The following is a 21138-nucleotide window of genomic DNA, read 5'->3' as shown; positions in this document are numbered from 1 at the left end:
TTTTGAAGCCGTAAAAATAGTCCAGTACGGGCCATTTAAAATACGGAAACCCATAAACGATTCCAGGTTTTTCCCTATTCGCTTACGGATTTCCTTATTTTGGAGGAATTGCTTTACAACAATCCGGCGCGTTTCAACAAAGCGTCGGGTTTTGGTTCTTGTCCGCGGAAGCGTTTGTACAAAACCATCGGATGTTCGGTGCCGCCTTTCGACAACACGTTTTCCTGGAATTTCCGGGCAACGTCAGCATTGAAAATCCCTTGTTCCTGAAAATATTCGAAAGCGTCGGCATCCAAAACTTCGGCCCATTTATAGCTGTAATAACCCGACGAATAGCCGCCTTGGAAAATGTGGGAAAACGACGTGCTCATGGCGTTTTCGGCTACATCGGGATACAATTGCGTCGTGGCGAACTGCTCGGTTTCGAAGTTCTTGAGATTCGTGATTCCCGTCGGATCTTGTCCGTGCCAACCCATATCCAAAAGCCCGAAACTCAATTGGCGCAAGGTCGCCATGCCTTCCTGAAAGCTCGCCGAATCCTTGATTTTGGTAATGTATTCCTGCGGAATCACTTCGCCCGTTTGATAATGGTGCGCAAACAAAGCCAAAGCTTCGGGTTCGTAACACCAATTTTCGAGAATCTGGCTCGGCAATTCGACAAAATCCCAGTAAACCGAAGTTCCGGACAGATTCGGATAAGTCGTATTGGCCAACATCCCGTGAAGCGCGTGCCCGAATTCGTGGAATAAGGTCGTGACTTCGTTGAAAGTGAGAAGCGAAGGTTTGGTTTCGGTCGGTTTGGTGAAATTGCACACGATCGAAACATGCGGACGCTCGTTGTTTCCGCCAATCACATATTGCGATTTGAACGACGTCATCCAGGCGCCGTTTCGCTTTCCTTTTCTCGGGAAAAAGTCGGCGTAAAAGATAGAAACGAGATTTCCTGAAACGTCCTTCACTTCATAAGTCACGACATCCTGATGGTATTTATCGATGTCGTTGATTTCTACAAATGTGAGTCCGAACAATTTATTTGCGACCGTGAACGCGCCTTGCAACACGTTTTCGAGTTTGAAGTACGGCTTTAGTTTTTCGTCGTCAAGCGAGAAAAGTTCCTGTTTTAGTTTTTCCGAATAATAGGCGCCGTCCCATTTTTCAAGGGTTTCGATGCCGTCCTTGTCTTTGGCGAACTGCGAAAGTTGCTTGAACTCGCGCTCTGCCGCCGGACGTGCTTTTGCCAAAAGTTCTTCCAGAAACGTTTTGACCTTCGCTGGGTTTTCGGCCATTCTTTCTTCGAGAACAAAGTGTGCGTGTGTGTCGTAACCCAACAATTTCGCGCGCTCGAAGCGAAGTTTTGCGATTTTGAGCACGATTTCCTGATTGTCGAGTTCATTGTTCCGGAAACCTTTCGACCCGAACGCAATCGCGAGTTTCTTGCGCAATTCCCGGTTGTCGGCATAAGTCATGAAAGGAACATAACTCGGGTAGTCGAGCGTGAAAACCCAACCGTCTTTTTCGAGACTTTTCGCGGTTTCGGATGCGGCTTCGATCACGCCTTCAGGCAATCCCGACAAGTCTTTTTCATCGGTGATATGAAGTTGGAAAGCATGCGTTTCTGACAACACATTTTCCCCGAATTCAAGACTCAATCTGGACAATTCCTTGTCGATTTCGCGCAATTGGTTTTTCTTTTCCCCGGGTAGATTCGCTCCGTTTCTAGAAAAACTCTTGTATTGCTTGTCGAGCAAAGTCGTCTGTTCGGCATTCAGATCCAGGCTGTCTTTTTGTTCCCAAACAGCTTTCACCCTTGCGAACAATTGCTCGTTCAAACGCACGTCATTCCCGAATTCGCTCAGTAAAGGCGACACTTCCTGAGCGATTTTCTGGATTTCGTCGTTGGTTTCGGCCGAATGTAAATTGAAGAAAATATTGGAAACGCGGTCGAGTTGGTCGCCCGAAAAAGAAAGTGCTTCGATCGTATTTCCAAAAGTCGCAGCTTGTGGGTTTGAAGTGATTTCGTCGATTTCTTTCTTTGCCGATGCGATTCCTTGCTCAAAAGCGGGTAAAAAATCGGCGGTCTTGATTTGGGAAAACGGCGCCGTATCGTATTTGGTGGTAAATTTTTGGGTGAGTACGTTCATTTTGATCCTATTTGACCTGTAAGATTTTCAAAACCTCAAAGATCTTTTTGATTAGACTTTTAGTAAAAACAAATTGGTTTGAAACTACAGTGTTTTGGAAACCTGCAGATTAATTCCGGGTATTTAAATCGTCAGAAGCCTTAAGAACCGCCTGTTTTAGGCCTTCTTTATACTCGACTATTTTTTGGAGCACGTCTTTGTCAGCACTTCCGATGATCTGGGCCGCGAGAATTCCCGCATTTTTGGCGCCGTTCAAAGCAACGGTCGCGACCGGAACGCCGCCCGGCATCTGCAAAATGGACAAAACCGAATCCCAACCGTCAATCGAATTGCTCGATTTTACGGGCACGCCAATTACGGGAAGTGGCGACATAGAGGCGACCATTCCCGGCAAATGCGCCGCTCCGCCAGCTCCGGCGATGATCACTGAAATTCCGCGGTTGTGGGCGTTTTTGCTGAAATCGAACAGTTTTTCGGGCGTTCTGTGAGCCGAAACGATGTCGACTTCAGTTTCGATATTGAATTCTTCGAGTATGGAAATGGCTTCCTGCATGACCGGCATGTCAGAAATGGAACCCATGATGATGGCGACTTTCATGTTTTTTGGATTATCGGATTTTCATATTTTCAGATCAGTTCGAAACGACCCGAATCGTATTCTTCACAACTTCAGCGATTTTTCGCGCCTGCGCCATATCTTGGTCCACGATGGTCACGTGTCCCATTTTTCTAAACGGGCGGGTTTGTTTCTTTCCGTAAATATGAGGCGTTACGCCAGGAATGTCAAGAATTTTTTCGATGTTCTCGTATTTCACCTGACCCGAAAAACCTTCGGCTCCAACCAGATTTACCATGACGCCGGCGACTTTGCTGTCAGTATTTCCCAACGGCAGATCGAGAATGGCGCGAATATGGTTTTCAAATTGGGAAGTGTAACTGGCTTCGATCGAATAATGCCCGGAATTGTGCGGACGCGGCGCGACTTCGTTCACCAAGATTTCGTCGTCGTCGGTTTGGAACATTTCCACGGCAAGCAAACCTACGTGGTCGAACTTTTTGGAAACTTCGAGTGCGATCAAACGCGCTTTTTCGGCGACTTCATCAGAAATTCTCGCCGGACAAATCACGTATTCGACCTGATTCGCTTCTGGATGAAACTCCATTTCAACAACTGGATAAGTCTTGATTTGTCCCGATGCGCTTCGCGAGACGATCACCGCAAGTTCGTTCTTGAACGGAATCATTTCCTCCGAAATACATTCGACTTCGGGCAAATTCTGGACGTCGTCGATTGTTCGCACGACTTTCACGCCGTTTCCATCATATCCGAATTCGGCACTTTTCCACACGAATGGATAGGCCAAACTTCCGGCTTTTATCGTCGCGATCAATTCTGAAATGCCCGTGTAACGCTGATAAGGCGCGGTTGGAATGTTATTTCTCTTGTAAAAATCCTTCTGGAAACCTTTGTTCTGGATTTGCTTGAGCGTTTTTGGCGAAGGGTAGACTTTCACGCCTTCCGACTCCAACTGTTCCAAAGCCTCGACGTTCACCATTTCGATCTCGAAAGTCAGCACGTCGACCTTTTTCCCAAACTCGTAAACGGTCTTGAAATCGGTGAGATCGCCTTGGTAGAATTTGTTGCAGCCGATGGCGCTCGGTGCTTCGTCGCTGGGATCGAGAACATAGGTTTGGATGTCAAACTTTCGGGTTTCCGTCAAAAGCATCTTGCCCAATTGGCCGCCTCCGAGAATGCCGAGTTTGAAATCGGAAGAGAAAAAATTCATAGTGGTCGTGTTTTCGCAAAGATAACCTTTAAAGTCGAAAAGTTCGTAGACCAAAAGCGGTCAAAAGGTTATTTTTCGATTTGGATTTTCGCTTCCGCAGATGCGATTTCGGCCTACATCAAATTACCTTTTCCATAAAAAAGCAATGATTTCGCTGTCAGTTCGAAACCGAAACCGAAATCGAGGCGGTAGTATCGGAAGCCGCGCCCAAAGTGTCGACCACCGTGGCGAGCAGATTGTTCCTTTTGTAAATCTGAAGCACATATTCGGAGTCGCTTCCCCTCGGATTCGAAAGTGCGACCGTAGCCGAAGCCGTGAATGGCTGCACGACCCAGATTTTCTGCGTCCAATTGTTGGTCAAATTCGCCGTTGCGACCGTTGCCGGTTGTCCGTTTGCGCCTGTGAACGTGATCGACGAAATGTTGTTGTTTCCGTTCAGCAATCTGTATTCGACAGGCGTTCGGTCGTTTCCGTCAGAATTGTCGCAAGCGATTACCAAAGTCAGAAAGCAAAAAACAGGAAATAGGATTCTAAGTTTCATATCAATGTTTTCCGTGGCCTTTTCCGTGACCGCGGCCGTGGTGTTTCGGGCCTTTCACCTTTTTGACCTTATAAGTTTTGTGCGTGACCCAAGGCGATCTTCCGTGATAATTGTTCACGATTACGGTTCTTGGCGCGCTCGGTCGGTAAGTGCGATAGGCCGAAGGCAGGGCTCGCGAGCGGATCCAGCGTCCGTTTGTTGGGTAAATATACTCGGTTGTCCTGATATCGTAATAAGAATCGATGTCCGGAATGTAATAATATTCGACTCCGGCCGGAGTCGCGGGCGCCCAAACAGGTGGCGTTCCGACATTTACATTGACAGAAACCTGTGCATCCGCGGAAGCGAAAAATCCGAGAGCAAGCAAGAGCGTGAATAAGGTTTGTTTGATTTTCATGATTTGGAATTTAGTTAGGTAAAAATCCGAAATCGCCAAAAACGTTCTATTATACGATTGCCTTACAGATTTGCAATTTGATGTGGTCAGATTTCCCGATTTACTTCGGGTGAAAGCTCTGAAAACTCACCTTCGTTCTTCGAAATCGCTATCGCCGCAACGCCGTTTCCGATAAAATTCGTGATGGCGCGCGCCTCGCTCATGAATTTGTCAACGCCGAGCAAGAACGCCAGACCTTCGATCGGGATTTTGTGGATTGCGGTCAGCGTCGAGGCCAAAACTGCAAAACCGCTTCCGGTTACGCCAGCGGCGCCTTTCGAGGTTATCATCAAAAGTCCGATTACCGTCAGGATTTCGGTCAAAGTCAAGTGAACGTCGTAGAGTTGCGCGAGAAAAATCACGGCCATCGACAGGTAAATCGAGGTTCCGTCGAGGTTGAACGAATAACCTGTAGGCACGACCAATCCGACAACCGATTTACTGCAACCCAGTTTCTCGAGTTTTTCCATGAGATTGGGAAGCGCGCTTTCGGAAGATGACGTTCCAAGCACGATCAAAAGTTCGGCCTTGATGTAATTGAGAAACGAGAAAATGCTCATTTTGTAATACCTCAGGATGCTTCCGAGAATCACGAAAACGAACAATGCCATGGTGATGTACATCGTCAGCATGAGTTTTCCTAGCGGCAGAAGTGTGTGCAATCCGAATTTTCCCACGGTGAACGCCATTCCGCCAAAAGCCCCGATGGGCGCGAAATACATCACGAGTTTGAGTGCTTTGAACACATATTTGGAACAGACGTAAAGAAAATCGACGACCTGTTGGCGTTTCGGATGATAATTGAGCAAAATCCCAACGATTATAGCAGCGACAAGTACTTGCAACGTAAGATTGTCGAGAAAAAACTGCAGCCAGTCGAATTCGGTTTTGGCAGTGCCCGAATAGCTCGCCGGGATTTCGAGTCCGCCGCGGTCAATCTTTCCGGGTTGCATCAAAAACGCCACGCCAACGCCGATTGCGAGCGCGAAAGTTGTCACTATTTCAAAGTAAACGAGCGATTTTATCCCGATTCTTCCAACTTTTTTGAGATCGCCCATGCCCGAGATTCCGAGTACGATCGTGAGGAAAATGATCGGAACTATGAAAATCTTGATCACCTCGACGAAGCCTTTGCCCAGCGATTCCATTTTTACTGCTTTTTCAGGAGCGAAATGTCCGAACAGGATCGCACAGACAATCGCGATCAAAACCCAGAAAGTGAGGTTTGTGAAGATTTTGAACGCTAACGATTCTTTTTTGGGAAGTGTTTCTGACATATGCGAATGTAGGTTTTTCCGCTGAAATTACATCGATGTCGCAAATGACCATCGGCGTTGTCGTTTCTGCACAGTTTTTCTTCGGACTTGCAGTTCTAACTTTGTAAAAGAGGATTTCTTGGAACCGAATGACCTTCGAATGAATGCGAAAAGCGGTGGCGAAAAATCGAATTTTGAATGACGGATAACGAACAATTAATAATTAATAACGAATAATTAATAACGAATAATTAACAACGAACAACGAACAACGAACAACGAATAACGAACAACAAATAACGAACAACGAATAACGAATAACGAACAACAAACTTAGGCACTCAAATATGAAAGCAGTAAACACCTACCTCAATTTCGAAGGCACGACAGAACAAGCCTTCAATTTCTACAAATCGATTTTCGGAGGCGAATTTTCAGCATTGGTAAGATTTGGCGACATGCCACAAAGCCAAGATCAGGAAGGCTGTTCCGGAACGGAAATTCAGGACAAAGACAAAATCATGCACATTTCGCTTGCGCTTCCAACGGGGCACATTTTGATGGCGACCGACGTAACATCGACCGAAAAATTCACACTCAAAGCTGGGAACAACTTCTCGGTTTCGCTTCAGGCCGACGATACATCGGAAGGCCAAAAACTATACGACGCACTTTCAAAAGATGGAAATCCGATGATGCCGTTCGCACCTGCAGATTGGGGCGGACATTGGGGAATGCTCACCGATAAATTCGGGATTCAATGGATGATAGACTGCGAGTGATGGAAAAGTTGACTGCACAAATTCAGCCGACTTTCGAAGCGATGGTATCGGCTATCGAGAAATACAAGGATGAAGATTTCAACAAAATCCCGTTCGAAGGCAGCTGGACAGGCGGACAAGTCTGCGAGCACGTCAAACTTTCGATCGAGGGAATGCCCGAACTTTTCCAAGGCAAAACCGAGGCGTCAAACCGCGAGCCTGACGAGAAAGTCGCAATGGTCGCAGGCGTTTTCCTGGACTTTGACAAAAAGTACGACTCTCCGGAATTTATCATTCCGAAACAAAAATCGTATGACCAAAATCAATTTGCGGACTTCTTTTCGGAATATGGAAAAAATCTCGAGGAATTGGCCGCGAAGCTGAATATGGCAAAGATTTGTCTCGATTTCGAGATTCCGGGTTTTGGCCATGACGCGACTCGAATTTCTTTCTTTCGTGCTTTTTCACACGCAACGGCATACGCGCCAACTCGACAACATAAGGAAGGTTTTACAAAAAGCGTAACAACTGCTTCGCCGCAGCTTTGTAACCGGCAGAATGATCTGGAAAATCCTTGGACAAGACCACTTTCAGGTCAGGGTAAATCCAGTCATAGCGCTTTCCGAGAAGGAACAAAGCCCGCATCGCATAAGCTTTCGTAGCGACTTTTCTCTCATCGATCAACCAGTCGAAAGTAGCCGAGGCGATTTTTTGCAACTGCTCGTCGGTCGCGAAATTGCCTCGTCCTTTTTTGGGGAATTCGGCTCTGGCGATAAAGAGACAAATTTTCGAAATGGAACGCAATGCGCTTTCGTCAGTAAAATTTTCGAGTGAATCACAGAATTTTTCGAGATAAGGTTTGATCCAGTCGATTTTGGCTTCGATTACGAGCTCGAGATTCCAACAGGCTTTGTGGTGGTTTTTGTCAGACACGTCCAAAGCCATGAAAAGCAAGGTCTCGAATTCCTGTCGATTGGCGAGCACATAGCCGGAAATCTTGTCCCGAATTGGTCGGTGCGCCGTGCTGTTCTCTATCTCTTTGCGAAGTTCCATAGTTCCAAAAATAAAAAAGGCCAGGAAAACTCCCGACCTTTTTTGGCGATTTCTATTGTATTCAGGTAATTTCTTATTTGTCGAAAACGTACTCGACAGATCCGTTGGTGTAAATGGCGCCACCTTGTGCATTTCTGTCAGGATATTGTCCGAACAATTGCGTGTAAGTAAGCTTGTCACCTTGTTTTGTCAAGATCAGGTTTACGTTGTCGTTGTTGGCATCGGCATAAGTCACTTCGATCACGATTGTAGAACCGGCCTGACCTTGTGTCAACCAAGTTCCTGAAAAAGTCGAAGAGGCGCATTCGAAAGTTCCAAGGTTTTCGTCAACCAAGACATAACTGTTCACGAACTGAAGTGTTCCGTCGGCGTTCAGCGTCATTTTTCCGCTGTCGAAGCAGTTTGACTCTTTTGTCAAATCGGTGTTAGCCGTTCCATTTTGGTCGAAATCTACACCTTCGGAAACGTTCACTTCTTCAAGGTCGTAAGTTCCAGCGATCGATCCGCCGTTTGTCCCGTCATCATCACTACTACACGAGTTCAACGTCATTGCCGCGCAGGCAAACAGGCCCAGTAAAAATTTGCTCTTTTTCATTTTGTGTTAGTTTTAAATTATTTGTATGGCAAAGATAGGCGCGACATTTGCGGGCTTGTTACACGAATTTTAGGCGATGTTACAGGATTTTTAAGGGCAGAAGTTTCAGAAGTTACAGTTTAAGGCAAGTCCACCGTAAAAATTTTGGGGCATTCCCGGATAATAATACCTTGGAAGTCCGTTAGTTGGCGTTGCGGCGTTTGGCAAAATCATGGCTGCATATTTTTCCTTCGTTAGATTGTTGACACCGGCATAAATTTCAAATCCGATTTTTTGCGTCAGACTCAAACGGTAGCCAACCTTTGAATTCACCAGGCGATAAGCGTCATTGTAAGCCGAATTCGCATCGTTCATCGCTATTTTGTCGGTAAACCGATAATCCGCGGAAGCGTAAAGACCTTTCCAACTCACCAAAATTCCGGCGTTGACCGTGTTTTTCGGCACACCTGTAAGATCTTTTCCCGAAAAATCGGTGCCGTTGTTGTCGAATTCCTCGAATTTATAACGTCCGATGGAAGCGTTCGCGAAAGGTTTGACCAAAACCGCGCCCGAGAGATTCCAAGTGTAATCGGCAGAAAGTTCAATGCCGCGATGCGAGGTTTTGCCCGCGTTCACACCGACATATTGGTCGTCGCCGATTCTTTGGGCAACCAACAAATCCTTGATAGCCATAGAATAGGCCGCAAATTCCACGAAAAGACGCTTGTGTAAAAAGAAAAATTTCCCTCCGATTTCAAAATTATAGCCGTTTTCAGGTTTTATGTCCTGATTCACCGATCCGTCGGGATTCAGGGTTTCCTCGACCGCCGGCATCGAAAAACCGCGACTCGCCGATACATATATGGTCTTGTCGTTTTTTCCTGTCGGATGCAAAAGCACGGAGAATTGAGGAGAGAAAATGCCGTCGTAAGAATAGCTTTCGGAATTTCGGTCGACGACAGGGAAAGTCGTCTCGAGATCGAACATGGTCTTGTTGAAATTGAGTCCGGCTTGGGCTTCGAGATAGTCGTTCGCCTTGAAACGCAATTGGGCGAACGCATTCCAGATCGTGCGGTTTTGCTCGTTCGACGCAATTCTTTGGCCAACCAAACTTCCGTTTCCATCGTTTTGCTGATACAGGTTTTCGAGGTTTTTGCCGTCGAATCCGTCCCGGAAAAATTCCGCTCCTAGTAAATAGGTGAGTTTTTCAGATGCGATCCGTCCGTTGAATTGCGTGCGCGCACCAAATCCAGTCGTGTTCTGGCGCAAAATGTCAAACGGACGCGGTTCGTCGCTTTTCTTGTGATTGTAAAAAACAGAGGTCGCGTTCCTCAAACTCCCGACGATTTTCGTTTCATAAGACAAACCTGCCATCCACGAATCGTATTGCTCGAAACCTTTTGCCGCAAGCCATGTCGCAGCTGCCGCGCCGGGATTGTTGTCGAAAGTCGGCTTGTCGATCGAGCTCGGAATAAAGGCTTTCATCGCCGTAAAATTTCCGAAATAGGTCAATTTCGAACTCTCGCGTCGGAACAATTCACCGGCCAAAGTCACACCTTCGCGCCTGTATTGCGAATTTTGGCGCCAACCGTCCGATTCCAACCGATGATAACTCACGTTCAGCGAACCTTTTTCGGAATCGAAACCATAAGTCGCCGTATTTTTCAAAAGTCCGTATGAGCCGACAGTCGATGTGATTCGCGCCGAATTTCCGGGCAAACTTCCCGTCTTCGGTTGAAGCAGTATCGCTCCGCCCAAACCTGCGCCGTAAACGCTTGACATCGGACCTTTTATGATTTCGACGCTTTGGATGTTTTCTACGTCGATGTCCTCGATCGTCGTTTCCGAATCGCCAGAAGTCAGCGGAATATTTCCGTAAAAAGCGCGGATTTTGTTTGTTCCGAAAGGCGTTCTCGCACCGATTCCGCGAATGGAAATCCTGTTCGTGTTGAAAGCGCCCGATTGCATCAAAACGCCCGAGACGCGGTTCATCGCCGTCGCGATCTCGACGTTGTTGTTGCGCTTCAGATCTGCAGAAGAAATGATTCCGATCGCTGCCGGAGCGTTGATCAGACTATCGGAAACGTGAAAACTCGAAATCCTGACTTCGGTCAATTTCGTCGCGGTCGAATCGACTTGTGCCAAAAGCGAAAAATGCGCCAGTAGGAGTAAAGGCGCAAGTTTTATTAGATGTCTGAAAATCATTTCTTAGCCGAAATCTGCCAAAGCGTGTTTCCGCTGTCGTCGTTCACCAAAAGCGATCCGTCAGGCAAAACCGTAACGTCTACCGGACGTCCGAAGACGCGCGATTTGTCTTGATTGTGTACGAATCCGGTGAGGAAATCTTCGGGCTGCCCTGGTTTTCCGTCCTTGAATGGCACGAACAAAACTTTGTAACCTGAAAGTTTTGAGCGGTTCCATGAGCCGTGTTGTCCAACGAAAGCGCCGTTTTTGTATTTGGCTGGAAACTGATTCGCAGCATAGAAAGTGAGTCCAAGCGAAGCCGTGTGCGAGTTTACGGGAACGTCGGGAACCAAGGCTTTCTTGACCAATTCTGGCTTTTGTCCTTTCATTCTTGGGTCTTCTATCTGTCCGAAATACGAATACGGCCAACCGTAAAATCCGCCTTTTTTGACCGATGTGATGTAGTCGGGAACCAAATCATCTCCCAATCCGTCGCGCTCGTTGACGGCCGTCCAAAGTTCTTTCGTCACGGGATTCCAGTCCATTCCGACAGGATTTCTGAGTCCGCCCGCGAACAATTGCTCGCCGCTTCCGTCAGGATTTACCTCGAGAATCGCCGCGCGTCTCACCTCGTTTTCCATCCCGTTTTCGCCGACGTTACTAGACGATCCGACCGAAACGTAAATCTTGGAATTGTCGGCATTCGCGAGCAGGTTTCTCGTCCAGTGATTGTTGTATCCGCCGGCAGGCAAATCGAGAATTTTCTTGCCTTTTCCTTCGATTTTGGTTTGGCCGGCTTTGTATGGATAGGTGTAAACGCCTTCTGTATTGGCTACATAAAATGTTTCGCCGATGATCAAAACGCCGTATGGCTGGCTCAAACCGGAGATGAAAACGTTTCGGCTTTCGTATTTTCCGTCCTTGTTTTTATCCTGGAACAGCGTGATTTGGTTCTTGCTGCCGCGTGTTCCGCTTTCGACCACGAAAATATCGCCGTTTGGAGCGACATACGAATTTCTCGGATTTTCAAGGTCGCCCGCGAATTTGGTTACGACGAAACCCTCTGGCGCTTTTGGCGATTCGCCGTTTTGCCAACCGTCGATCCTGCTGTTGTTCGTCACTGATTCGGTTTGGAAAGGCGGCGGAAGCGTAAGGTCGCCAATGGCCGTCTTCACTGTATTTCCCGGACCTTTCGCGAGTTGTTCCTTTTCTTCTTTCTTGACTTGGCCTTGGCACGAAACGAAGATCGCTGCCACGAAAGAAAGTGCAATTGTACTGGTTTTCATGTGTTGTTATTTAGAGTGGTATCGAATTTACGACTTATAAAATTTGGGGTGAAAAATTACGGTTGAAGTTTAAAACACATTTAACATTGATGAAAATTGACTAAAAATCAGGTTTTCCGTATATTTAGTTGCGTCAACCCGATGCATTTTCAGATATTTGCACCTTTATTCCAAACGCAAGTGATACAGCTTCACGACAAAAAATTCGTGCCTTTTATTTCGGAAGAAGAGATTGAATTCGCCATTGCCGAAATGGTCAAGCACATAGAAGACGACCATCAGGAAGAAACGCCTGTCTTTATCGGAATTCTCAACGGCTCGTTCATGGTCGTTTCCGACATCCTCAAAAAATACCGATTCCCTTGCGAGGTGAGTTTCATGAAACTCTCTTCTTACGAAGGAACGTCGACCACGAGCGAGGTCAAGCAGCTTATCGGCTTGAACGAAAGTCTCGAAGGCCGATGCGTGGTGATCATCGAGGACATTGTCGACACAGGAAACACGATCGAGGAACTCAAAGCGTTGTTCAAAGCGCAAAACGTCAAACATCTCAAGATCGCGACGTTGTTCTTTAAACCCGAAGCGTACAAAAAAGACATCAAGATCGATTACGTCGGAATCCGAATCCCGAACAAGTTCATCGTGGGCTACGGACTCGATTACGACGGCCTCGGACGCAATTTGCCTTTGGTGTATCAACTTGCTGAGTAGGTGCAGTAGCAGTAGCAGTAGCAGAAGCAGAAGCAGAAGCAGTTGCAGCAGAAGCAGTTGCAGCAGAAGCAGAAGCAGAAGCAGAAGCAGAAGCAGTAGCAGTAGCAGTGGCAGTAGCAGTGGCAGTAGCAGTAGCAGTAGCAGAACACAGCTAACGATTCAACCGATGCGAAGCATCAAAAATCCGTGCGATCCGTGGAAATCCGTGAATCCGTGGCAAAAAAAAGAAGCGTAGCTTCGGAACAATTCGTGCATTCGTGGCCAAGCTACTACGATAATAAGCAGCTAAATAAAGAGTTCAACACAACATGTCCATTATCTATCCGTCTATCATCTATAAGTCTATTATCCATAATTCAATTATCCAAAACATAACTACTAACACAAAATGATCAACATCGTATTGTTCGGAAAACCCGGAGCCGGCAAAGGAACACAAGCCGAATTTCTAAAACAGAAGTACAACCTCGTGCACTTGTCAACGGGCGATATTTTCCGATTCAACATGAAAAACGGCACCGAGCTCGGCAATCTGGCAAAAAGCTACATAGACAAAGGCGATTTGGTTCCGGACGAAGTGACCACGAACATGCTCATCGACGCTGTAAAATCGAACCCGGACGCCAAAGGTTTTCTGTTCGACGGTTATCCGCGCACGATTGCACAAGCCGAAGCGCTAGACAAGTTTCTAGCCGAAGCCGGAACCGAAAACACGGCCACGATAGCACTCGAAGCCGACGACAATATTCTTGTGGCACGTTTGCTCGAGAGAGGAAAAACGTCAGGTCGCGCCGATGATCAGGACGAGAACGCGATTCGCAACCGCTATCAGGAATACAACGAAAAAACCGCGCCGCTTATGGATTTTTACAAGGCGCAGGGCAAATTCCACTCGGTTGACGGCATTGGCGAAATCAGTGATATTACCGAGCGATTGAGTTCGGTTATTGATAATTTGTAATCGGATGAGTTGCAGTTGCAGAAGCAGTTGCAGTTGCAGAAGCAGTTGCAGTTGCAGAAGCAGTTGCAGTTGCAGAAGCAGTTGCAGTTGCAGAGGCAGATGCGACTAGCAATCCAACAGATGCGAGGCCTTAAAAATTCGTAAGAGTCCGTGCATCCTTGGAAAAAAAAGAAAGTGCAATTTGAACAACGATTCGTGCATTCGTAGCCAGACGTTGCGATTTTGAATTTTTGGCCACAAATTCACGAATCGGTGGATGAAAAAGTTATAAAAATCCTTGGAAACACGCACGCCAAAGCCAAGTGGCAAGGCAAAAAATAACAGCAGTCCGAATCCTGAGCCAATCATTTCTCAAGGATTCACCAACAAATGGAAATATTAATAATATTACTTCTTATCATTCTGAACGGCGTTTTTTCAATGTCGGAAATCGCCTTGATTTCGGCCCGTAAAAACCGCCTTGAAACGGCTGCCAAAAAAGGCCACAAAGGAGCACAGACCGCACTCGAACTCTCGAACGCTCCAAACAAATTCCTGTCGACGGTACAAATCGGGATTACGCTGATCGGGATTTTGACGGGTATTTATTCGGGCGATAAAGTCACGACCGACGTTCAGGTTTTCGTCGAGCAATTCGCGTCGCTGAAACCTTATGCAGACAACATCGCCGTTGGAGTAGTGGTCGTTGTCCTGACGTTTTTCTCTCTCGTTCTGGGCGAACTTGTCCCGAAGCGCCTAGGCTTGAACTTCCCCGAAAAAATCGCCAAGGCAGTCGCTATTCCCATGAAGTGGATTTCGGTTGCGACCGCGCCATTCATCTGGTTGCTCACAATTTCCACCGACGGATTGCTCAAAATCCTCATGGTAAAACCATCGGCTGATGGAAAAGTCACCGAAGAGGAAATCAAGGCAATTATCAAGGAAGGAACAGAAGGAGGCGAAGTCCAGGAAATCGAGCAGGACATCATGGAACGCGTTTTCCACATCGGCGACAGAAAAGTAAATTCACTGATGACGCACAGGAAATCGGTGGCGTTTTTGCCGCTGAATTCGAATAAGGAGCAAACCCGCGAACTGATGCTGAAAGAACTGCATTCCGTTTATCCGGTTTACGACAAAAATTACGACGACATCGTTGGCGTGGTGAACCTCAAGAGCATTTTCGCCCATTTCGAGGAAGCCGATTTCAACCTGTCGAAAATCATGACAGAAGCGCCTTTCATCATGGAACAGACCACCGCTTACAACGCTTTGGAAAACTTCAAGAAAAGTGGTGTTCATTATGCTTTCGTGGCCGACGAATACGGTGTTTTTCAGGGAATCATCACGTTGAACGACATTCTGGAAGCTTTGGTTGGCGATGCATCGGACTTTTACAAGGAAGATTTCCTGTTGACCGAACGCGAAGACGGAACCTGGCTCGTCGACGGACATTATCCGCTTCACGACTTCCTGACCTTTTTCGAACTCGACGAACTCGTCACGGACTACGAGGTCACGACGGTTTCGGGTTTGATAATGACCGAACTTTCCCGCATCCCAAAACAAGGCGAAAAGCTTGAATGGCAAGGCTTCGAACTCGAGGTAATCGACATGGACGGCGTCAAGATCGACAAGGTCTTGGTTACGTCACTTAAAGAGAATTAACAAGTAATAATGAATAATTAATAATGAAGTGCAATAGAATGCTCGGGCAATTATTAATTATTAATAATTAATTATTCATTAGAAAATGACAGAAGGAAATTTCGTAGACTACGTCAAAATATACATCTCGTCGGGTAAAGGCGGGAAAGGCTCCACGCACTTGCACCGCGAGAAATTCATTGAGAAAGGCGGTCCTGACGGAGGCGACGGCGGCCGTGGCGGACACGTAATCCTAAGAGGAAACAAAGGTTTGTGGACGCTTTTTCACCTCAAATTTGCTAAACACGTAAAAGCCGGACACGGCGGTGACGGCGGATCATCGCGCTCGACAGGTCACGACGGGGAAGACAAATACATCGAAGTTCCTCTGGGAACGGTGGTTCGCGACAAGGACTCGAATGAGATCTTGTTCGAGATTACTGAAGACGGAGAAGAAAAAATCATCGCTTTGGGAGGAAAAGGCGGACTTGGCAACTGGCATTTCCGAACCTCGACGAACCAAACGCCGCGATACGCGCAACCGGGTTTGCCGCCAGAAGAAAAAGACATCGTTCTCGAACTCAAGGTTTTGGCCGATGTAGGTTTGGTGGGATTCCCGAATGCAGGCAAATCGACTTTGTTGTCTGTGCTCACGTCGGCCAAACCGAAAATTGCCGATTATCCTTTTACGACGTTAAAACCCAATCTCGGGATCGTGGCTTACCGCGATTTCCAGTCGTTCGTAATCGCCGATATTCCAGGAATCATCGAAGGCGCTGCCGAAGGAAAAGGTTTGGGACATTACTTTTTGAGACACATCGAACGCAATTCGACTCTTTTGTTCCTCGTGCCCGCCGATGCCAAGGACATAGCCGACGAATACCGAATCCTGCTGAACGAACTAGAGAAGTACAACCCTGAAATGCTCGACAAAGAACGACTTTTGGTGATATCGAAAACAGATATGCTCGATGACGAACTCAAAGTTGAGATGAAAAAAGAGCTTGAAAAATCACTCAAAGGCGTTCCATTCATGTTCATTTCCTCGGTCGCCCAACAAGGTTTGGTCGAGTTGAAGGACAAGCTTTGGCAGATGCTGAATGCCTGATCTGCCTTTTGGAAATAACGAACAGACCGTCGATTTGGCGGTTTTTTTGTTTTTACGGATTTTTGATACATCGAACTGATGCCGCGAACCTGATTTTGTCTTTTGTCCACCAATTGAATTGATGATTGGAGCTTCTAAGTTCGTAGACCATGCCGTCCAAAGTTTGGTTCTCTCTGGTCCAGAACCAAGTGCGGAGATTCAGGTTTTGAAAGCCTAGATTAAGATTGTTCTCCACGTCATAGTTCCCGGCGCCGAGAGCGTAGAAGCCGGCGCTGTTTGTCGTCCCCGCGATATCATTTGTCCAAGAGCCGGTTGCTGTCGTTTTCAACGTTTTTCCGACCATCAAATTATCACTTTCCCGATAGTCGAGGATATACTGGCGGAGATTTTCAAAATCAGCCTGACTCGGCACAGACCAACCCACCGGGCTTATCTTTCTGGCATCATTGATAGCGAACCAGCTGTAAAGTTTGCCATACTCGACTCCATTCGACACGCTATTGGCGTAGTTCAAATAAATTCCGGTTTGAGAAGATGTTTGCGATGTCCAATTTGCCTGGCTTGTGGCGGCTTGAATCGCATCTCCGTTTTGATAACAAGTCGCTTTTAAATTTTCGGCCATCCATTCGCGATCTGCCAGGATTACGGTTGGGTAGTTATTGCCGCATTCGTCCATTACGCCATTTCCGGGTATCGCGAAGGGTTTTGTTTGCAACGTCACATCATTTCCATACACTGTGTCAGTCTCGGTAATGGCGAATGCCCTGACATGATAGGAGACGTCAGGTGCTCTTTCTGTAATGATTGTCTCAAAAGTCCCGTTTCCGGTACCTGCGCTCACTTTATTGGTAAGAACTGTAGGATTTCCTTCGATGTTCCAGCAAATCCCGCGCTGGATTGCCACTGTGTTTCCAGTAGAAGTTACAGTTCCTCCCGTTTTGAACGTGATCTGCGAAGTGGTTGAATTGCTCGCGGCGAACGTAGCTACCGTGAGGTTTGGCGTGTTATCGTTTGAATTACTGTCGTCAGTATCGCTACAAGATGAAATTAGGACTGCGAAAAACAGCGAGAGAATTAGTTTTTTCATAAGTAGATTGATTTAAAAGTGTTGATTATGTGTTGTTTATCCAAATATAAAATTCTGTTTTGAAATAAACACTAAAAATGTTACAGTATTGATTGGTCGATACGTGACCGAAAGAAAAGTTACATGTTTGGATTCCTTGTAATCGGCCATAAAATCGACCTCGGCGACACTTTCGGAGTTGCCCGATAGTTTTCGGGAGTGTTCCTAAGTATCGCCGATTCCGATTTCCGGGCGTGTCTCGACTAAACGAATTGTAACGTGGCGAATAATTGAATCAGTGTTTTCGTGGCGTGTAATAGTAGGCAGTAAGTATTGGCTTCAGCGATTAGAACAGGCGACCCGAAAGCCGCCCATCACTACACCTAACTCTAGTTCATTCCGGATGTCGCGGCTTGATAGAGGTAAGCCCTGAGGCGCTTTGTGGCCGCGACGACATCGGCGCAACTGGTCGTAATCGTGCCCGACACACTTACCGAGGCAACACCTACACTCACGGTAACCGTTACGGTCACTGAAACCTGGCAAGCGCCGCCACCGCCTTCAATAGCTCCTTGATAAACTCTTGCCTGTTCGGAGATAAGCGCATCGGCTTTGGTGTCGAGATCTTTAAAGGATGGGAATTTGAAATCGGAGACGGTTTTTCCCGTCGTGATTCTAAGGGTTGCACTCTCGGATTTGCTTTGCGCATTTCCGGTACAGACCAATAACAACATGGCGAACATACTTAAAACAAAAGTTTTCATAAGGCGTATAAATTAAATTGGTTTTGGTTTGTTGGTCTTACTTCCAAACCTGCACACAAACCTTCAATGCAGGCGAAAGGCATTCAACTCCTGGCTTTGGGTGACGTCTTTCCCAAAGCCGTTCGATTGGAAATCTTGATGTAAAATTAGCGGTGTGTTTTGAATGTCGATTACAGAAAATCTGTAAAAAATGTGAAAATAAGGTGTCCGGGATTTAGTTGCAGATTTTGCAGATTTTGCAGATTTTGCAGATTTTGCAGTTGCAGAAGCAGTGGCAGTAGCAGAAGCAGTGGCAGTAGCAGTAGCAGTAGCAGAAGCAGTAGCAGAAGCAGTAGCAGTAGCAGTAGCAGTAGCAGTTGCAGTAGCAGTAGCGGTAGCAGTAGCAGAAGCAGCGGTGAAAGTGGGCGTCGGCGTGGCAACAAATTTCTCGGACACAAAAACAAACTACAACGATATAGTTTTTCCATTCGGACTTTCCTCAACTCGCATTTTCACTTATCTTCGCACGGCTTTAAAAGCGGAAAGTCAAGGTGTAACATTTTGCGCCTTTCCCCGACTAATTCCGCCGTTAACTAACATTAATTTATCTGAAATGAAAAAAATCATTTTGTTCTTCGCCCTCGCCCTGACAGCAATGCCAATGCGCGCCGACGAAGGAATGTGGTTCCTCATGTTCATCGAGAGGCTCAACCACCGCGACATGCAGAAAATGGGATTGCAGCTCACGGCTCAGGAAATCTACAGCATCAACAACAGCAGTTTAAAAGACGCTATCGTGCAGTTCAACGGCGGTTGTACGGCCGAATTGATTTCCAAAGACGGACTCGTCCTGACAAATCACCACTGCGGTTACGACGCGATTGCCGAGCTTTCGTCTCCGGAGAAAAACTATCTGCGCGACGGTTATTGGGCAGCCAACAAAAAAGCCGAAATGAAGCCCAAGTCTTTGTTCGTGCGCTTTTTCGTTCGTATGGACGACGTGTCGAAACGCATTTTGGGAAAGGTCAACGACAAGATGACCGAGGCCGAACGCAACAAGATCATCCAACAGGAAGTCGCCGCTATCGAGAAAGAGAACAGTGAAGGCGGAAAATATGTGGTTTCGGTGCGTCCGTTTTTCCAGGGGAACGAATATTACTATTTCGTGTATCAGGATTTCAAGGATGTCCGTTTCGTGGGAACGCCACCTGAAAGCATCGGGAAATTTGGTGGAGATACGGACAACTGGGAATGGCCGCGTCACACGGGCGATTTTTCAATGTTCAGAATTTACGGAGACAAAGACGGAAATCCGGCAGACTATTCTGAGAACAACGTTCCGATCCATCCTAAAAAACACCTTTCGGTCAACCTGAACGGCGTCAAGGAAAAAGATTTCGCGATGATTTTGGGTTATCCGGGAAGAACGAACCGTTGGATGCCAGCCGGCGGAATCGAGCAGAACGTGAAATTCGCATATCCGGCTTGGGTCGAAGGTGCGAAGACCGGAATGGACGCGATGAAGAAACACATGGACAAAAGCGATGACGTGCGTTTGAAATACGCTTCGAAATACGCTTCCACAGCCAATTACTGGAAAAACCGACAAGGTATGATCGATGCTTTGACCAAGCACGGAACTGCCAAGAAGAAATCAGAACAAGAAGCGAAATTCAACACTTGGGCGAACAAACCTGAGAACAAGGAAAAATACGGGAATGTAATCGCGACGATTGACAATTTCTACGACAAGACGAATCTTAAAGCGCGTCACGACAACTATCTGTCGCAATTGATGAGAACGACGAATTACGCGACTGCGCCGTCCGTTCTTGGTACGGGATTGATCCAATACTACAAAGAAAACGACGCGAAGAAAGCCGAAATGTGGCCGAAAATCCAAAGTCAGATCGATTCTTACTACGAGGAATTTTACGCTCCGGCCGAAAAAGACATCCTGACGGCACAATTGAATCTGTACGCGGCTAAAGCTTCCGAATACGGATTGGTTCCGACGGTCGAAAAACAAAAACACGAGAACAACGGCGACTTTACGGCTTACGTGAACGATATTACGTCAAAAAGTATTTTCGCCACGAGAGAGAAACTCGAGGCATTTTTGAAAAATCCGGAGCCTGCGAAATTGGAAACCGATCCGCTTTATCTACTTTCAGTCGAATTGCTGGGGAAAATGCGCAACATGAGCGACGAGCAAAAGCAGATGAACGACGATTTCCAGAAAGCTTTCCGTTTGGAAGTAGAAGGTTTGCGCGAATCGAAATTGAATCCGATCCAATATCCGGATGCGAACTCGACATTGCGTCTTACTTACGGAAAAGTTCGCGCTTTGCCGGCCGACAAAAAGAACGACGCCAAAATCAACAACTACACGACCTTCGACGGAATGGTGAAGAAGTACAAAAAGGGCGACGCGGAATTTGATTTGCCACAGCGTTTGCTTGACCTGTACAAGGCCAAGGACTACGGTCGCTATGCCGACAAAAAAGGTTACATGCCGGTAAATTTCCTAACGGACAATGACATCACGGGCGGTAACTCAGGTTCGCCAGTCCTTAACGGAAAAGGAGAACTTATCGGGCTCGCTTTCGACGGAAACATCGAAGCCATGGCCGGTGACGTGATCTTCGACAAAGATTTGCAACGCACGATCAACGTCGACATCCGTTACGTACTTTGGGTAATCGACAAATACGCGGGAGCGAAACACATCGTAGACGAGATGACGATCGTGAAATAATTTCCAGACTTTATACGAGAAAACCCTGCTTTACGGCGGGGTTTTTTCTTTAACAAAAAGTACAGAAAATCTGTAATCGGGGAATTTTGTTATGGGTTATTTTTGTAGACCTAACAAATCTTGGAGATTTGTTAGGTTTGGAAAAT

Annotated in this window: 19 protein-coding genes; 6 read left to right on the top strand and 13 right to left on the bottom strand. The window is 46.7% G+C overall.

The window, feature by feature from the left end:
• Positions 1–113: 113 nt before the first annotated feature.
• From EOO49_RS15525 to EOO49_RS15500, 6 genes are all read right to left on the bottom strand, one after another.
• A complete protein-coding gene (locus EOO49_RS15525) occupies positions 114–2141 on the bottom strand; it encodes a M3 family metallopeptidase (protein WP_290847328.1) in 2028 nt (675 codons plus the stop codon).
• Between the two features lie 109 nt (positions 2142–2250).
• A complete protein-coding gene (purE, locus tag EOO49_RS15520; protein WP_290847326.1) occupies positions 2251–2739 on the bottom strand; it encodes a 5-(carboxyamino)imidazole ribonucleotide mutase in 489 nt (162 codons plus the stop codon).
• Positions 2740–2773: 34 nt separating this feature from the next.
• Positions 2774–3928, bottom strand: a complete 1155-nt coding sequence (locus EOO49_RS15515; RefSeq protein WP_290847324.1) for a 5-(carboxyamino)imidazole ribonucleotide synthase — start codon at positions 3926–3928, stop codon at positions 2774–2776.
• 157 nt (positions 3929–4085) lie between these two features.
• A complete protein-coding gene (locus EOO49_RS15510) occupies positions 4086–4469 on the bottom strand; it encodes a hypothetical protein (protein ID WP_290847322.1) in 384 nt (127 codons plus the stop codon).
• 1 nt (position 4470) lies between these two features.
• A complete protein-coding gene (locus tag EOO49_RS15505) occupies positions 4471–4866 on the bottom strand; it encodes a hypothetical protein (protein ID WP_290847321.1) in 396 nt (131 codons plus the stop codon).
• A gap of 86 nt (positions 4867–4952) precedes the next feature.
• Entirely contained in the window at positions 4953–6182 is a 1230-nt protein-coding gene (locus EOO49_RS15500) for a cation:dicarboxylase symporter family transporter (protein WP_290847319.1), read from the bottom strand.
• A 326-nt stretch (positions 6183–6508) separates the two neighbouring features.
• Between EOO49_RS15500 and EOO49_RS15495 the strand changes: the two genes are divergently transcribed.
• On the top strand, positions 6509–6943 hold the full coding sequence (locus EOO49_RS15495) for a VOC family protein (protein ID WP_290847317.1): 435 nt from the start codon (positions 6509–6511) through the stop codon (positions 6941–6943).
• Positions 6944–6965: 22 nt separating this feature from the next.
• Here the strand turns inward: EOO49_RS15495 and EOO49_RS15490 are convergent, their stop codons facing one another.
• The 5 genes from EOO49_RS15490 to EOO49_RS15470 all read right to left on the bottom strand — a co-directional run bounded on the left by EOO49_RS15490 (position 6966) and on the right by EOO49_RS15470 (position 12019).
• A complete protein-coding gene (locus EOO49_RS15490; protein WP_290847315.1) occupies positions 6966–7217 on the bottom strand; it encodes a hypothetical protein in 252 nt (83 codons plus the stop codon).
• A gap of 215 nt (positions 7218–7432) precedes the next feature.
• Positions 7433–7975 (bottom strand): hypothetical protein, encoded by a 543-nt coding sequence (locus EOO49_RS15485; RefSeq protein WP_290847313.1) that lies wholly within the window; start codon positions 7973–7975, stop codon positions 7433–7435.
• A 73-nt stretch (positions 7976–8048) separates the two neighbouring features.
• On the bottom strand, positions 8049–8570 hold the full coding sequence (locus tag EOO49_RS15480; protein WP_290847311.1) for a hypothetical protein: 522 nt from the start codon (positions 8568–8570) through the stop codon (positions 8049–8051).
• Positions 8571–8675: 105 nt separating this feature from the next.
• On the bottom strand, positions 8676–10754 hold the full coding sequence (locus EOO49_RS15475; protein ID WP_290847309.1) for a TonB-dependent receptor: 2079 nt from the start codon (positions 10752–10754) through the stop codon (positions 8676–8678).
• Positions 10751–12019 (bottom strand): sorbosone dehydrogenase family protein, encoded by a 1269-nt coding sequence (locus tag EOO49_RS15470; RefSeq protein WP_290847307.1) that lies wholly within the window; start codon positions 12017–12019, stop codon positions 10751–10753. The genes EOO49_RS15475 and EOO49_RS15470 overlap by 4 nt, the downstream gene beginning before the upstream one ends.
• A gap of 180 nt (positions 12020–12199) precedes the next feature.
• On the opposite strand from EOO49_RS15470, the gene hpt reads away from it, so the two are divergent.
• The 4 genes from hpt to obgE all read left to right on the top strand — a co-directional run bounded on the left by hpt (position 12200) and on the right by obgE (position 16425).
• Positions 12200–12730, top strand: a complete 531-nt coding sequence (gene hpt, locus EOO49_RS15465; protein ID WP_290847305.1) for a hypoxanthine phosphoribosyltransferase — start codon at positions 12200–12202, stop codon at positions 12728–12730.
• Between the two features lie 388 nt (positions 12731–13118).
• A complete protein-coding gene (locus EOO49_RS15460) occupies positions 13119–13691 on the top strand; it encodes an adenylate kinase (protein WP_290847304.1) in 573 nt (190 codons plus the stop codon).
• Between the two features lie 369 nt (positions 13692–14060).
• Positions 14061–15338 (top strand): hemolysin family protein, encoded by a 1278-nt coding sequence (locus tag EOO49_RS15455; protein WP_290847302.1) that lies wholly within the window; start codon positions 14061–14063, stop codon positions 15336–15338.
• A gap of 85 nt (positions 15339–15423) precedes the next feature.
• A complete protein-coding gene (obgE, locus tag EOO49_RS15450) occupies positions 15424–16425 on the top strand; it encodes a GTPase ObgE (RefSeq protein WP_290847300.1) in 1002 nt (333 codons plus the stop codon).
• A gap of 52 nt (positions 16426–16477) precedes the next feature.
• On the opposite strand, the gene EOO49_RS15445 is transcribed toward obgE, so the two are convergent.
• Entirely contained in the window at positions 16478–17512 is a 1035-nt protein-coding gene (locus EOO49_RS15445) for a fibrobacter succinogenes major paralogous domain-containing protein (RefSeq protein WP_290847298.1), read from the bottom strand.
• Positions 17513–17880: 368 nt separating this feature from the next.
• On the bottom strand, positions 17881–18255 hold the full coding sequence (locus EOO49_RS15440) for a hypothetical protein (RefSeq protein ID WP_290847296.1): 375 nt from the start codon (positions 18253–18255) through the stop codon (positions 17881–17883).
• Positions 18256–18847: 592 nt separating this feature from the next.
• On the opposite strand from EOO49_RS15440, the gene EOO49_RS15435 reads away from it, so the two are divergent.
• The gene (locus EOO49_RS15435; protein WP_290847371.1) at positions 18848–20992 is read left to right on the top strand and encodes a S46 family peptidase; all 2145 of its coding nucleotides are present in this window, start codon (positions 18848–18850) and stop codon (positions 20990–20992) included.
• Positions 20993–21138 lie beyond the last annotated feature (146 nt).

Source organism: Flavobacterium sp. (assembly GCF_004295795.1).
Taxonomy (GTDB): Bacteria; Bacteroidota; Bacteroidia; order Flavobacteriales; family Flavobacteriaceae; genus Flavobacterium.
Note: the sequence above shows the minus strand (reverse complement) of the source record. Positions and strands in the feature narration are given on the sequence as shown.